The following is a 15,027-nucleotide window of genomic DNA, read 5'->3' as shown; positions in this document are numbered from 1 at the left end:
CAAGCTTGATGCAGCCATGGTAGGTATGGAGATAACTGTAAAGTGTTGATTTTTAGTAGGTGTGTTTTTTTAAAGCAATAAGTTTGAAAAAAAAATCGAGCGTGGATTATGCACAGGTCGCTATTTGTTCAACCCTTGAGTATCGGGGATAAAACGGTCATAAGGGAAAATGTTCAGTAGAAATATGCGCGAAAACGCATGATTCAGAGGCTTTATCTTTATAGCACTATAGTTACTTAGCGCTTTGTCTTCGCTTAGAGAGGCTGGATGCATTGACTGCATGCCAAAAGAGGAACGATAGGTTACCTAGACACCCTCATGAGATCAAGCACTCAAGACGAAAAAGATCGCAATTGGTGGTTTGTCAGTAGTTAACCGCAATCGTTGACTCCGTAGGGCGAGTCAGGACAATAGATGTTCCGCTTTAGCGCCCCATGCTGGACATCGTGGTCAGCCCCAAACAGGATAGTTTCATGAGTAAAACATTTACGCTGCATTCTGCTTTTAAGCCATCAGGCGATCAGCCTGAGGCCATCCATCGTCTGTGTGAAGGGTTAGAGGCCGGCCTTGCCCATCAAACGTTGCTGGGGGTAACAGGGTCGGGGAAAACGTTCACTATGGCTAATGTCATAGCTGAGCTCGATCGCCCGACGATGATATTGGCACCTAATAAAACCTTGGCGGCTCAGCTCTATGGGGAGATGCGCGAGTTTTTTCCTGACAACGCGGTAGAGTATTTCGTCTCCTATTATGATTATTATCAGCCAGAGGCGTATGTCCCGTCGACGGATACCTTTATAGAAAAAGATGCATCGATAAATGATCATGTCGAGCAGATGCGCTTATCGGCGACTAAGGCATTGATGGAACGACGTGATGTGGTGATTGTGGCGTCGGTCTCTGCCATATATGGTTTGGGCGATCCCGACTCATATTTAAAAATGATGCTACACATTCGTCGCGGTGACTTTTTAGACCAGCGCACCATTTTGCAACGCCTCGCTGAACTGCAGTATACCCGCAATGATTTGGCCTTTGAGCGGGGGACATTTCGTGTCCGTGGTGAGGTTATTGACATTTTCCCCGCCGAGTCTGACAAAGATGCCATTCGCGTTGAGTTATTTGACGACGAGGTCGAAACCATCAGCGTGTTTGATCCCTTGACGGGACAGGTCAGCGTAAAAGATATGCCACGTTGCACCATCTACCCCAAAACGCATTACGTGACACCGCGCGAGCGAATCCTCGAAGCTGTCGAGCAGATCAAAGTGGAGTTAGCTGACCGTAAAAAAACATTGCTTGAGCACAATAAGCTGCTTGAGGAGCAGCGCATCACACAGCGGACGCAGTTTGATATTGAGATGATGAATGAGTTGGGCTATTGCTCGGGTATCGAAAACTACTCGCGTTATTTGAGTGGTCGTGCAGAAGGCGAGCCACCACCAACCTTGTTTGACTATTTGCCCGCCGATGGATTGTTGATCATCGATGAGTCACACGTCACTGTGTCGCAGATTGGTGCCATGTACAAAGGCGATCGCTCGCGTAAAGAGACCTTGGTGGACTACGGGTTTCGGCTGCCTTCAGCGTTGGATAACCGACCGCTAAAATTTGATGAGTTTGAGGCACTCGCGCCACAAACCGTGTATGTTTCCGCCACACCGGGTAACTATGAAGCTGAGAAATCGGGCGCGGATATCATTGATCAAGTGGTGCGTCCAACGGGGCTTATCGATCCTGAAATAGAAGTGCGTCCGGTCGCCACTCAAGTTGATGACTTGCTCTCTGAAGTGCGCGCGCGTGGGGAGCGAGACGAACGTGTGCTGGTGACGACCTTGACCAAGCGTATGGCAGAAGACTTAACCGAATACATGCAAGAGCATGATGTGCGAGTGCGTTACCTTCACTCTGATATTGATACGGTGGAGCGCATGGAAATTATTCGGGATCTCCGTCTTGGTGAGTTTGATGTCTTGGTCGGGATTAACTTACTTCGTGAAGGGTTAGATATGCCTGAGGTGTCTTTGGTCGCAATTTTGGATGCGGATAAAGAAGGCTTTTTGCGCTCTGAACGTTCATTGATTCAAACCATTGGCCGTGCAGCGCGTAACCTTCACGGTAAAGCGATTTTGTATGGCGACTCTATCACCAAGTCGATGAAACGCGCCATTGATGAAACGGAGCGACGCCGGGCGAAGCAAATTGCACATAATGAGGCGCATGGCATCACGCCACAGAAATTGAACAAGAAAGTGATGGACGTGATGGAGATAGGCACGGGTAAACGGGGTAAAACCGCGAAACCAGCAGCCAAATCGTTGCGTGCCGTTGCCGAGCCTGATGCGGACTATGCGTTGAAGTCACCACAACAAATTGATGCTGAAATCAAAAAATTGGAAAGTCAGATGTTTGAGGCAGCCCAGAACCTTGATTTTGAAACCGCGGCACAATTGCGCGATCAGTTACAAGCGCTGCGTGAGCAGTTTATCGTAAACAGTTAATGGGATGAAAAAGCACTGCTTGAAGTAAAAAAAAGCCAACCTAAATGACAGGTTGGCTACAGTGTTTCAGTGAGTGAAAACTCACAAACAACGTCAGTTGGCTAGGTGACCCCTTAGGGTCACTGGAACAGATGCATTTGGCGTGCCAAAAATAAAAGATAGCCATTACATCGACAAAACGTGTGGTTTTAACGGACTCGCCCAGCTACAATGGGGATAAAATTGCATAATGCAACGCATTTCGCATACGCTCGTGCAACTGAGTGAGTTAACGCTACACGCGGCGATGCGATTCTTGGAGGATACATGCCAGCACTATCACCCAGTAAACGAATATTGATGGTGGAAGACACGGCGTCGGTTGCGGCGTTGTATAAGTCCTACCTCAACCCCTTAGATGTGGATGTCACCATCGTTGGGACGGGGCAGGATGCAATGACTTTTTTCGAGCAAGCAGGCGATCAGTTATCACTGATGATCTTAGATTTACGTCTGCCGGATATGTCAGGCATTGATGTGCTGGCTAAAGTGCGTGCGGTGGCGCCTGAACTTCCCGTAATTATCATGACCGCTCATGGTTCCATTGATGCGGCTGTTGATGCCATGCGTCATGGCGCCAATGACTTTTTGATCAAACCTTGTGAGGCAGATCAATTACGCGTCACGGTCAATAAGTCACTAAAACCCAAACCGACACACCAGGGCAAAGCCACTAAGCAAGAAAGCGAATACCACGGGTTTATTGGCCGCAGCTTGCCAATGCAGGCGGTATACCGTGTGATCGAATCGGCCGCACCCAGCAAAGCGACCGTGTTCATTACAGGTGAAAGTGGCACAGGTAAAGAAGTCTGCGCAGAAGCGATTCACGCTGCCAGTACGCGAAGCAACAAGCCGATTATTGCATTAAATTGTGCTGCCATCCCCAAAGATCTTATTGAGAGTGAGTTATTTGGTCACGTGAAGGGGGCATTTACCGGGGCGGCGTCTGAGCGTGAAGGTGCGGCGGAGATGGCCAATGGCGGCACCTTATTTTTGGATGAAATTTGCGAAATGGATATGGATTTGCAATCCAAACTGCTTCGTTTCATTCAAACGGGTAGCTTTCAAAAGGTGGGGTCTTCGCAAGTCAAATCGGTTGATGTTCGATTTGTCTGTGCCACTAACCGTGATCCCTGGCTCCAAGTTCAGCAGGGAAAATTCCGCGAAGATCTTTACTACCGCTTACACGTTATCCCGCTTGAATTACCTCCTCTGAGAGAGCGCGGAGATGACGTTATTGCCATTGCCAATGCCTTGCTTGCTTTGTTTTCCGCGGAAGAAGGCAAAGACTTCTGCCGGTTCAGCGAGGAGGTGACGGCTCAGCTGCTTCGCTACGATTGGCCCGGTAATGTTCGGCAGCTGCAAAATGTGATCCGCAACATTGTTGTGCTTCATAACGGTGAAGAAGTCAGCAAAGAGATGCTACCGCCACCGGTCATGCGAATTTCTGGTGCTGAAATTGCATCGAGTGAGGACAGTTTTCGGTCAGAGCCCACGATAAATGCGCGCGCAACAGGTGAACCACCTCATGCGGCGTCATCAGTGGTGAGGAAAACGGACATTGAACCGTTATGGAAAACAGAAAAGCGCGCCATCGAAGTGGCGATCGACGTGTGCAATGGCAATATCTCGCAAGCAGCGGGGCTGCTCGAAGTAAGTCCTTCAACCTTGTACCGAAAGTTACAAGCTTGGCAAAAATCTGCGGCGAATGAATGATAGGAATGGATGTATGGCGACCACAATAAACACTGAAACATTACGTCGACTAAAATCAGAAGTGGGAGAGGATACGGTGACTGTGCTGCTCACCGTGTTTAGTGATGAGCTATCTCAATATCATTCTCAGTTGTCTGGTTCACCGTCGATAGAACAAGTCCGAGAGATCAGCCATGCTATCAAAAGCAGCGCTGCCAGTTTTGGCGCCGATGACCTGGCAGAAATGGCTCGCGAGTGTGAATCACGGGTGAAACAAGGGCAACAAGACTGGATGACACATCACTTAGATGAGCTCACCGAGATGTTACGTGGAACCGCATCTACCTACCGTGAGATGGCTGTCGAGCAAGACTTCATCAACAGCTTGACGTAGTTTATCCCTGTCATGACGCCAATGATGATTTGAGGAGGCCAATTGGGCCTCTTTTTGTTGGTAACGTGTGGCGAGCTGCGACGCATGTTGTTCACCAATCACAATGTCAATTTCTTTCCCGCCCATCGCGCGCTCACACCAAGTAAGCATAGTCGCTAAAGGCATCTCGCCGGCTGGCCCTGTTTCTTTGCCGAGGTTTCTCACAAAAACCAGCCTCGCCTGCGTATGTTTCAGTGCTCGGCCTAGCTCAGGAACCAGCAGTGGCGGCATCACACTGGTTAAAAAACTGCCAGGGCCGAGCAAAATCAAGTCAGCCTGCTCAATCGCATCAATGGCCTCGCGGGTCGCGGGGACGGTTGGGGACAAAAAGAGACGTGTCGGGGGGGCGCTTAGCTCATCAATATGTGTTTCTCCCGACACTGTCTCACCCTCTGGCGTTAACGCGGCAAGCTCAGCAGGATGCTCAGACATCGGTAGCAAATTGGGACGGATATCTAACAGATCGCGAATAAGTTGGATGGCTTCAAGCGGACGAACTGAGAGGTTATCCAGTGCGGTAAGGATCAGGTTGCCCAAATTATGCCCGTTCAACTCACCTTTCCCTTTAAAGCGATATTCAAACAGCATGGAGCCGACCGAGGGCTCGGTGATTAACTGGTTGAGGCAGTTACGAATGTCGCCCCAAGCTATTCCACCTTGGCAGGCACGGATACGGCCAGTTGACCCGCCGTTATCGGTTGTGGTGACAATGCCTGTTACCTGTTCGCCATAGGCTCCCAATGCCGATAAGACGCGCCCCAGACCATGTCCGCCACCGATCGCGACGATACGTTGTGAATGCTGATCTGCAACCTGTTGGCTCATCGCTTAGTGTCCTGAGAAAAAATCAATGCGCCTAGTTTACCTGAAGCGTGAGCGACAAGGTATTTGTTGGAGCCGTAAAGTGTGAGCAAATCAGGGAAGTGGGATAAAAAGGTGAAGAAAAAAAGAGGTAACGCGTCGCGTTACCTCGCCCAATCAAGCAGATGAATAAACAGGGCAAATAGCAAGGCAGCAATAAAAACGGTTTAGTGTGGATCTTGCATCATACTCAACAGGTAATCCCGTGTGGCGACACAGGAGCTGTTTGCCATTAACTGTTGCTTTTCCCCAGTGGGGAGTGGCAACAGTTCTAACCAGCGCTGGCATAACCACGTCAAGTTAGAGAATTCGGTTTCTCTGTGCATTTGTTGTAGTTCAGGGTAGCGTTCAAACATCGACTGTAAGCGCTCCACCAGAGGCTCACTTTGTTTGTCGACGTGACAATCAGGCCAGCGGGGTAATGCGTTGACCGTGGCAAATAAGATGTGGTTGTGCTGCTGGTTAAATGCTTGAATAGCAAAGCGTGCCGTACCGCGAGCGGTAATCACCAAGCAACCATCTTCTTGGCTCCTTGTGTAATCTTCAATCTCGATAAAGGTACCGATATCGACGTGAGGGCGCTGAGCCTGAGTCTCGGCCATACATACGCCGATTGGAAGCCCATGCTTTAACGCGAATACGAGTGTGTCTAACGAGTCGCCTGATGGGATCCGAAGAGGTATCCGGCCCCCAGGCAAGATATGACGATCATTAAACAAAATTGGTGTGGATTGTCCCATGTGACCCCCCCTGACAAGCAATGACGTTGGTCTAGTAATCTAGATATTGCAAAAGGGGTGCCTACTTTTTTAAAACGCCCTATACCAGCGGTTCGGCATCGTGATGTCGCGATTACGTAGCGCTTGAAAGCGAGAGCTCGCAATTTGCAACGCAAATCCGCTCGCGATAACGCATTGTGCGAACGCTAACTCGCTCGCATTGTGGCCGCTTGTGAATAGGACTACGCCCTGACTCGTCGTCAGCGTCGCAGCATAAAGACAAAAAAATAGCCTCCATTTGGAGGCTATTAAAGAGGTGTTTTAACATCAACACCGCGTTAGCGGTTAACCTGTGGTTTTTTTCCTTTATTTGGGTTGTAACCATGGCGAACGCGTGCGCATAAAGGGCGCGAGGTTGAGCTTTGAGGTCTCATAGTCTTGCTTATTACTCTCTTGTCGGAAGAAAAATCACGTTAATGATCGGGAACATCTCATCAACAACATAATGATGGGGGATATAGCGTCGAATAACAACATCGTTTGCTTAAAAAAGCGTCAATATTGGTATTTCGTCTAAACAGTTTCTTATTATCAGCAAATGTTATTAAACTAAGGCAAGAGCGGGCCGATATCCGCTATGGTTCAGGGTTGAGAAGTCGAGATGCTGTGACGATGCTGTCTGGCGAGCCTTTTCGGCAATTTTTTGCTTTATTGACGATGAGGGTGTAGCTTAAAAATTGCACAAGCGGTTTGTACTGGCGTAATAGCTGAGTGTACTCGTTGGTTGTTACGCGAGTGACTGTGCCAAATACTGATGAGTTCAGGAGGACACAATGAAACACAAGCGCTATAGCAACAAGAAAATCAAAGAAATGCTCAATGAGGTCATGCCAGAAATGGAAAAAGCACGTGAGGACAACCGTGCTCTGCACGATGAAGCCAATGCTCGCTCATCCGATAGTGGCCCCGTTTTTAGTCCCGACGATGCCAAGAAATAGTGGTGTATAGGACAAAGCCAGCCTGCGAAGCTGGCTTTGTTGCGATGTTATCACCGCTCAAGCCTACTGAAGCAGCCATTTCTACCTTCCTCCTCCGTTCTACATCTGAGCGTGACCCTCGCCCCTATTCGGGATGAGCGCTGCCGCTGACAGGCACCATGACCGCTTACTTGACCCAGATTTTGTGACCGTGATAGCTGTCTGACATCACGTACATGTATTTCTGTTGAGTTTTTTCGACAAATAACGTTTAGTATCGGCTTTACAATTAAGTAACATTTGACGCATATTAGCAGTCAAAGTCACTGAGATTGCAAAGATACAAAGAGGCTTGTGTTTTTTTTAGACAACAAGCTAGTTAAGCATTAGTGCCGATATCCCCAGATTCAGTATAAATAGCAATTTGTTCCGTATTTTGTTTCTCGTGGTGAATAAAGCGCTAATGATGCCTCATCTTACCAGCTTGAAATTCTCTTCTGTGGTGATTGAGTAGTGAAAGATGAGTTTTTAATCTCATTCTGTGGCAAAATACTTCAGATTTATGGCAAAACACAGCGTTGCTTGATAATGTTTTGCCTCTAATCGCGCAGCGAGGCGTAGCACAGCTTTTTAGATTGTGCAAAACGGATTCTCCCGTCACGTAGCGTCGATTGTCATGGATGCAATAGCGATTGTTATGGAGTTACACGATGAAGCTAAACACGATCACCCGAACCCTCTTTATGGGCGCTGGCCTTTCTCTGGCTCTAGCAGGATGCAGCGAACCAGAGCAAAAACAGACCTCTCAATCCAACCCTGAAACCAAACAAAAAGCCGAATCCGCGACAGGCGAACCGAAACTGGCGGCAGAGCAAGAGCTCGTACGTGGTAACGGTGCCGAAGTGGCGTCGTTGGACCCACATAAAACCCAAGGTGTGCCTGAATCGCATGTTATTCGTGACCTGTTAGAAGGCTTGGTTAACCAGGATGCAGACGGTAATGTCATTCCAGGCGTTGCTTTGCGCTGGGAAAACGAAGACAACAAGGTGTTTACGTTTTACCTTCGCGAAGATGCTAAGTGGTCAAACGGCGACCCTGTTACCGCGCAAGATTTTGAGTACAGCTTCAAGCGCGTGGCTGATCCAATGACGGCGTCACCTTACTCTTGGTACCTTGGCTACACCCACATGGAGAATGCCAAAGCCATTATTAAAGGTGACAAAGATAAAGACACATTGGGTGTCGAAGCGCTGGACGATCACACCCTTCAGGTAACGTTAGATACCGCGGTGCCTTATCTTGTGAAGATGATGGGCCACACCACCATGAAGCCGGTGCATAAAGAAACGGTAGAAGAATATGGTGATCAGTGGACCAAGCCAGAGAACTTCGTGGGTAATGGCGCATATGTGGTTGACGAATGGGTGATTAACGAGCGTCTTGTATTAACACGCAACGACCAGTATTGGGATAACGAAGACACCACGCTCGATAAAGTCACTTTCTTACCTATTGAAAACCAAGTGGCGGAAATGAACCGCTACTTGGCTGGTGAAATTGACATGACGTATGAGATCCCGAACGAGCATTTCCGTCGCTTGAAAAACGAGCACCCAGAAGATTTATCTATCGTGGGTAACCTGTGTAGCTACTACTACATCTTTAATACCAAGCGTGAACCTTTTGATGATGTCCGTGTGCGTAAAGCCTTGTCTTACGCGATTGACCGTAACGTGATTACCGATGCGCTACTGGGTCAAGGGCAAAAGCCCGCGTATTTCTTGACGCCTGAAATTACCGCTGGGTTTGATCCTGAGCTGCCAGCGTACGCCAAGATGACACAAGAAGAGCGTGATGCAGAGGCCAAGCGTCTGCTCAAAGAAGCTGGGTTCGGTGAAGACAATCCGCTCGACTTCTCACTGCTTTATAACACCAGCGAAAACCACAAAAAGCTGGCGGTTGCCATCGGTCAAATGTGGAAAGATAAGCTGGGTGTTGATGTTGCACTTAATAACCAAGAGTGGAAAACCTACCTGAACACCAAAGATGAGGGGAACTTTGATGTGGCGCGTGCCGGTTGGTGTGGTGACTACAATGAAGCGTCTACTTTCCTTAGCTTGATGCGCAGCTCCAACACATCAGGTGGTGTGCATTACGATAGCCAAGCCTACGATGCGATCATGGAAAACGCCATGACCACCACAGACGATGAAAAGCGCACACAACTGTACTTGGATGCAGAAGCCCAAATGGCAAAAGATATGCCGATTGCGCCGATTTACCAATATGTAAAAGCGCGTCTGCTTAGCCCACAAGTCGGTGGCTTCCCTGCCAATAACGCTGAAGAAAAGATTTACTCAAAAGATCTTTATATCAAGGCCGAGTAACGCCTGATTCACAGCTGATAAGGGAGCCGCTCGATGCGGCTCCCTTGGCTGGTTGTCGCTATGTAGGTATCGCCTAGGTAGCGGACGCTGTGAGGCTCAAAACGAAACGGTACAGTTATGTTGAAATTTATCGCCAAGCGCCTTTTGGAAGCTATTCCAACGTTGTTGGTCTTAATTACTATCTCTTTTTTCTTGATGCGGTTTGCACCAGGCAACCCTTTTTCAAGCGAACGCCCATTGCCCCCTGCCGTAATGGAAAACATTAATGCCAAATACGGTCTAGACAAGCCTGTGTTTGAGCAATACACCACCTACTTGGGCAATATCCTACAAGGGGATTTTGGTCCCTCATTTAAGTATGTGGATTACTCAGTCAACGAGTTGATCGCGGGCTCGCTCCCCGTATCAGCCCAGATCGGTGCTGTTGCATTTATCTTCACCCTCTTATTCGGTGTGACGATTGGCACCATTGCTGCGCTTAAACAGAACACCTGGATTGATTACACCATCATGTCCACGGCGATGTTAGGGGTGGTGATGCCATCCTTTGTATTAGCCCCCGTGCTTATTTATATCTTCGCCATTAACCTTGGTTGGTTCCCCGCCGGTGGCTGGCAAGGTGGCGGTTGGCAGTTTATGGTGCTGCCAATGATCGGTATGTCTTTGCTGTATGTGGCCACTTTTGCGCGTGTGACCCGCGGCAGCATGATCGAAACCCTAAACAGTAACTTTATTCGCACCGCGCGTGCCAAAGGGCTCAGTTACCCGAAAATTATTGTTAAACATGCGCTCAAACCTGCGATGCTACCGGTTGTGTCCTACATGGGGCCCGCGTTTGTGGGCATTATTACGGGGTCGGTGGTGATCGAAACCATCTTCGGCCTGCCCGGTATCGGTAAGCTGTTTGTCAATGCCGCGTTTAACCGTGACTACTCATTAGTACTTGGCTGTACCATTTTGATCGGTACGCTAACCATTCTTTTCAATGCGATCGTCGATATCCTGCTGGCGTATATCGATCCTAAGATTCGTTACTAGGGGTGACATGATGCTGACGAAAAAAGAAAACATTGACGCCCTCGAAAACTTTGCTGAAGAAGTCGATGTCAAGGGGCGTAGTCTTTGGCAGGATGCGGCGATTCGTTTTAAACGTAACCGTGCTGCAATGGCGAGCTTGGTGATTCTGGTATTGATTGGTTTGAGCGTGATCCTTGGGCCGTATATCAGTGCCTACGCGTATGACGCGACCGATTGGTATGCCATTCATGCGGCTCCCTCATTGGGGTTAGATGGACATTGGTTTGGTACCGATGCGTTAGGCCGAGATCTCTTTACTCGCACCATGATGGGCGGGCGTATATCGATCATGGTAGGCGTCATGGGCGCCTTTGTCGCCGTCTTGATTGGTACCTTATATGGTGCTACATCAGGCTTTATTGGCGGCCGCACCGATGCGGTGATGATGCGCTTGGTGGAAATCCTCCAATCGATTCCGTTCATGTTCTTTGTGATTGTACTGGTCACCTTCTTTGGCCGTAATATCGTGCTGATCTTCGTGGCGATTGGCTGTATTGCGTGGCTAGATATGGCACGTATTGTGCGCGGTCAAACACTGAGCTTACGGAGTAAAGAGTTTGTCGAAGCGGCTCACGTTTCAGGGGTGAGCACGCGCCACATCATTACTCGCCATATCGTGCCAAACGTACTCGGGATTGTTGCGGTTTACTCGACCTTATTGGTGCCGAACATGATCTTATTTGAATCTTTCTTGAGTTTCTTGGGGTTAGGTGTGCAAGAGCCAATGACCAGTTGGGGCGCCTTACTACAAGAAGGCTCGCAAACCATGGAAATTGCGATTTGGCAGCTGCTGTTCCCTGCCGCCTTTATGGTGATGACATTGTTCTGTTTTAACTATGTTGGCGATGGGCTTCGTGACGCCTTGGATCCAAAAGACAGATAAGCGACGTTTTTTGCCATCGTAAAAAACGCAATAATATGAAAAGCGCAGGTTTATTTCCTGCGCTTTTTTGTTACTGTTAAATGCGTGTTTCAAGGATGAGAATCGATAGCAGTGGTGGCTGTCGATAGAGTGACAAAGGAGCTGTCATGCGATCCCTCTCAATTCAATGGAAGGTCACCCTCGTGGCCAGTTTGTGCGTTGCTGTGACCGCGGTGACGTTATTAACCTTCTCAACATACGTTAATAACCAGTTTCAGCAAACGGTGGGGCAAGCGAGTACCCAAACGCTGCGTAATGCGGCCCAACGTCTCGCGACCAGTCAAGCCCAAGTTCAAGCGACCCATGTTCAACGTTCTTTAGATGAAGCGGTGTACCGCGCGCAAATGCTGGCGCAAAGTGTGGTGTACCTTCAGTATAACGCTGAGCAAAACTTTACCGACAGTGGTGAACTTCGCGGCTCAATCAATGAGCTGGTGCGGCGCTCCGTGGAGAACTTTGATACGGTCCAAGCCGCGTTCGTGGTGTTTAAACCCAATGCGCTTGACCAAGAAGATGACTTTTATCAGCTCGATACAGAGCGGGGCGCCAATGCCACAGGGCGTTTTGCCAGCCGCTGGCAAAAGCGGGATGGCGAGCTGCAAGGCAGTGTGCTCAGTGAGAAGCAAATTAACAACGACAACAATAATGGCAGTGGGCAAGCAGCGAATCATTGGTACCAGTGCCCATTGAGCCAAGGCGCGGCTTGTGTGTCTGCGCCCAAACAAGCGGGTAGCAGTATGAGTGTCACCATTTCCTCACCGCTGATGCGTGATGGACAAGTGCTGGGGGTACTAGGCATTGATATTGCCCTTGGCAGCTTACAGTCAGTGATCTCTGAGGCGGATAAAGCCCTATTTGACGGTGCCGGGAATGTCAGTGTGCTGAGCCAAGGTGGGCGAGTGGTGGCGTCTGATAACTCGCAAGCAACGGGAGGGAAGGTTGATGATTTGCCGTCGGCGCCCGACAACATGGGTAGATGGCTGACGCAAGGTCAACCACAGACCATGTGGCAAAAAGGCCAGTTGATGACCTACGTGCCGATTGCCTTGCCTGGTACCACGTGGGGAGCCCTGATCACCTTACCGGAAGATGTCTTACTCTCTGAGGCAAACCGATTAAGCCAACAAATTACCGCGCAGCGCAGTCAAGCCGCGTGGACAGAACGTAGCTTAGGGGTTGTGGCAACCCTGCTTGCCTTGGTTATCGTCGGATTAGCGGCGGGCCAAATCGTTAAACCCCTGAAACTATTGGCAGAACGATTAGCAGAGATCGCCGACGGCGATGGCGATCTTACTCAACGTATCCAGCTTAAAAATCGCGATGAAATCGGGGTACTGGCGGGGCGTTTTAATCGCTTCCTCGACAAGCTGCAGCCTATTATGGCGAATGTGATTAATAGCGTTGAAGAAGCAGAGCATACTGCCAAAGAAGCCGCGCGCGTGGCAGCGCAAACTCGAGATGGTAGCCGTGAGCAAGTATCAAGCTTGGATGCAGTGGCGACGGCATCAGAAGAGATGACGCAAACCGCCTCACAGGTTGCCAGCCATACTGAGTCAGCGCTGACTGCGGCCAACGCGGTCAACACCGCCACAGAGAGCGGTGAAAAAATTGTGACTGGTTCATCGCAAGCGATGACGCGCTTGGTAGAGACGCTTAATGGTGCCACCGAGGATGCACAAGCTCTGCAAAAGAGTAGTCAGGACATTACTGAAATCTTAACCGTGATTGATACCATGTCTGAGCAAACTAATTTGCTGGCGTTAAATGCGGCGATAGAAGCGGCGCGTGCGGGTGAGCAAGGGCGCGGGTTTGCGGTAGTCGCTGACGAAGTGCGTGAACTGTCACAGCGTACTAACCAGTCAATCACCCAGATCCGTACCGTGATTGATTCGTTGCAGTCCGGCGCACAATCAGTGGTAGCGGCGATTCATGATGGAAATCAGCTAGCGGATGATACCGCTGAAAAGGTGCAAGAAACCGTCACCAGTTTGGACCAAATTCGTACTGCGATGCAGGATATGATGGGGCTTAACAGTGAAATTAGCGCGGCGGCGGAACAACAAAGCGCGGTGTCAGGCGACGTGACGCAAAACGTGACCCATATTCGTGAGCGCAGTGATGAACTCTTGTCGCATGCCGAATCGGCGGCGAGTATTGCCAGTCAACTGGAAGCGCTGGCTGGCCGTCAGCGTGCGCTAACGGCCCAGTTTAAAGTCTAACCTTGGTGATCCGCGGTTACTCTGGCGCTTCCTCTAGAGGATACCAGTAGCCGCGGTTTACCCACAGCGTGAGCATCGGCCAAAACAGACTATTGTCAGCGGCTTTACCGAGCGTTTGCCAATCGATAAAACGTTGATTGCACAGCTTAGGGGTCAGTGACTCACAGCCTTCCGGTAAGTCAAAGCTCTCACCGAGCATAAAAATCATCTCTGGCTGATCGGCGTGATAGAACGCACGCAAGCCACTGAGTTTTTCTAAGCAAACTCCATCCTGCATGGCGGCTTTGAGACTGTCTGTTTGCCACTGCGGATCGGGGCTAAGCAAATCGAGCTCGTGTCGAGCCTGAGAGAGAAATTCGCCAATCCAGCGCTTTTTACGGGTCTTATCGTGCATTAATGCCATCATCATTTCGTCCATCTGGGCGAGATGCTGTGGATCCAATGCCGCAGGCGCGTCTGGTTGGGCTGACATGGCAGGCCAATGGAAATGATTATCGCCAGCTTCGTCGACAATCACTTGGTCTGCATAACTGCTCAGTAGCTCGCGGGCTTTTGGTGAGCGGTAGCCAATTGAGTAGCTGAGCGAAGGCTCAAGGGTATCGCCTTCGTGTGGAAAGCCTGGCGGGATATAAAGAATATCACCTGGCTCTAGCACCACATCGATGATGGCATCAAAGCCGGTGATCTGCTTGAGCCCGGTGTCTAAGTTGGCTTCTTGGTAATCACCTTTTGGCCCAACGCGCCAACGGCGGCGGCCTTGGCCTTGCACGATAAACACATCATACTGGTCAATGTGTGGCCCGACGCCGCCCTGAGGCTGGGAATAACACACCATGACATCGTCAAATAGCCACTGCGGTAGCGAGGTAAATGCATCAGCCAGTTCACGTACGCCTGGGTGCCAATGGTTAGCGGCTTGTACCACCAGTTGCGCATGTGTCTCTGGGAAATCGTCGAAGTGCTCGAAAGGGCCGTTCGCGACTTGCCACTTGTCATTGGCTTGGGTCACCAGGCGTGAGTCAATATCCTCTTCCATCGCGAGCCCTGCGACCTCTTCAGGCTCAATCGGGTCGTCAAAATCGGCTAATCCCTGACGGAGAACGGTGGGGCTTTGATGCCAATGTGTGGCCATAAATTCGGCGAGTGAGAACTGAAATTGATACATAACGACTTAGTTTACGAAATTTGCGGCAGTAT

At 49.7% G+C, this 15,027-nt stretch carries 11 protein-coding genes; 8 read left to right on the top strand and 3 right to left on the bottom strand.

What is annotated here, in order from left to right; all coding sequences use genetic code 11:
* Nucleotides 1-473 precede the first annotated feature (473 nt).
* From uvrB to BZG74_RS03745, 3 genes are all read left to right on the top strand, one after another.
* Nucleotides 474-2,501 carry an excinuclease ABC subunit UvrB gene (gene uvrB / locus BZG74_RS03755; RefSeq protein ID WP_077771411.1) on the top strand — a complete coding sequence of 676 codons (2,028 nt, stop codon included), beginning with the start codon at nucleotides 474-476 and terminating at the stop codon, nucleotides 2,499-2,501.
* Nucleotides 2,502-2,807: 306 nt separating this feature from the next.
* A complete protein-coding gene (gene luxO, locus BZG74_RS03750; RefSeq protein WP_077771410.1) occupies nucleotides 2,808-4,256 on the top strand; it encodes a quorum-sensing sigma-54 dependent transcriptional regulator LuxO in 1,449 nt (482 codons plus the stop codon).
* 13 nt (nucleotides 4,257-4,269) lie between these two features.
* A complete protein-coding gene (locus tag BZG74_RS03745; RefSeq protein ID WP_077771409.1) occupies nucleotides 4,270-4,629 on the top strand; it encodes an Hpt domain-containing protein in 360 nt (119 codons plus the stop codon).
* Here the strand turns inward: BZG74_RS03745 and yvcK are convergent.
* Both yvcK and BZG74_RS03735 read right to left on the bottom strand, forming a co-directional pair.
* Nucleotides 4,561-5,493, bottom strand: coding sequence for a uridine diphosphate-N-acetylglucosamine-binding protein YvcK (gene yvcK, locus BZG74_RS03740; RefSeq protein ID WP_077771408.1), 933 nt, complete (start codon nucleotides 5,491-5,493; stop codon nucleotides 4,561-4,563). The two genes, BZG74_RS03745 and yvcK, sit on opposite strands and share 69 nt — an antisense overlap.
* A gap of 203 nt (nucleotides 5,494-5,696) precedes the next feature.
* Nucleotides 5,697-6,269: an LON peptidase substrate-binding domain-containing protein gene (locus BZG74_RS03735; protein WP_077771407.1), complete on the bottom strand. Its 573-nt coding sequence runs from the start codon at nucleotides 6,267-6,269 to the stop codon at nucleotides 5,697-5,699.
* 812 nt (nucleotides 6,270-7,081) lie between these two features.
* Between BZG74_RS03735 and BZG74_RS15595 the strand changes: the two genes are divergently transcribed.
* The 5 genes from BZG74_RS15595 to BZG74_RS03715 all read left to right on the top strand — a co-directional run bounded on the left by BZG74_RS15595 (nucleotide 7,082) and on the right by BZG74_RS03715 (nucleotide 13,830).
* Nucleotides 7,082-7,246 carry a hypothetical protein gene (locus tag BZG74_RS15595; RefSeq protein WP_158020627.1) on the top strand — a complete coding sequence of 55 codons (165 nt, stop codon included), beginning with the start codon at nucleotides 7,082-7,084 and terminating at the stop codon, nucleotides 7,244-7,246.
* 689 nt (nucleotides 7,247-7,935) lie between these two features.
* A complete protein-coding gene (locus tag BZG74_RS03730; protein ID WP_077771406.1) occupies nucleotides 7,936-9,612 on the top strand; it encodes an ABC transporter substrate-binding protein in 1,677 nt (558 codons plus the stop codon).
* A 117-nt stretch (nucleotides 9,613-9,729) separates the two neighbouring features.
* Entirely contained in the window at nucleotides 9,730-10,650 is a 921-nt protein-coding gene (oppB, locus tag BZG74_RS03725; protein WP_077771405.1) for an oligopeptide ABC transporter permease OppB, read from the top strand.
* Nucleotides 10,651-10,660: 10 nt separating this feature from the next.
* Nucleotides 10,661-11,572, top strand: a complete 912-nt coding sequence (gene oppC, locus BZG74_RS03720) for an oligopeptide ABC transporter permease OppC (RefSeq protein WP_101494658.1) — start codon at nucleotides 10,661-10,663, stop codon at nucleotides 11,570-11,572.
* 146 nt (nucleotides 11,573-11,718) lie between these two features.
* On the top strand, nucleotides 11,719-13,830 hold the full coding sequence (locus tag BZG74_RS03715; RefSeq protein ID WP_077771403.1) for a methyl-accepting chemotaxis protein: 2,112 nt from the start codon (nucleotides 11,719-11,721) through the stop codon (nucleotides 13,828-13,830).
* 16 nt (nucleotides 13,831-13,846) lie between these two features.
* On the opposite strand, the gene BZG74_RS03710 is transcribed toward BZG74_RS03715, so the two are convergent.
* Nucleotides 13,847-14,995 (bottom strand): ribosomal protein uL16 3-hydroxylase, encoded by a 1,149-nt coding sequence (locus BZG74_RS03710; RefSeq protein ID WP_077771402.1) that lies wholly within the window; start codon nucleotides 14,993-14,995, stop codon nucleotides 13,847-13,849.
* Between the last annotated feature and the right edge of the window lie 32 nt (nucleotides 14,996-15,027).

The organism is Salinivibrio sharmensis, from assembly GCF_001995985.1.
Lineage (GTDB): Bacteria > Pseudomonadota > Gammaproteobacteria > Enterobacterales > Vibrionaceae > Salinivibrio > Salinivibrio sharmensis.
This window is presented reverse-complemented; position numbering and strand designations above follow the sequence as displayed.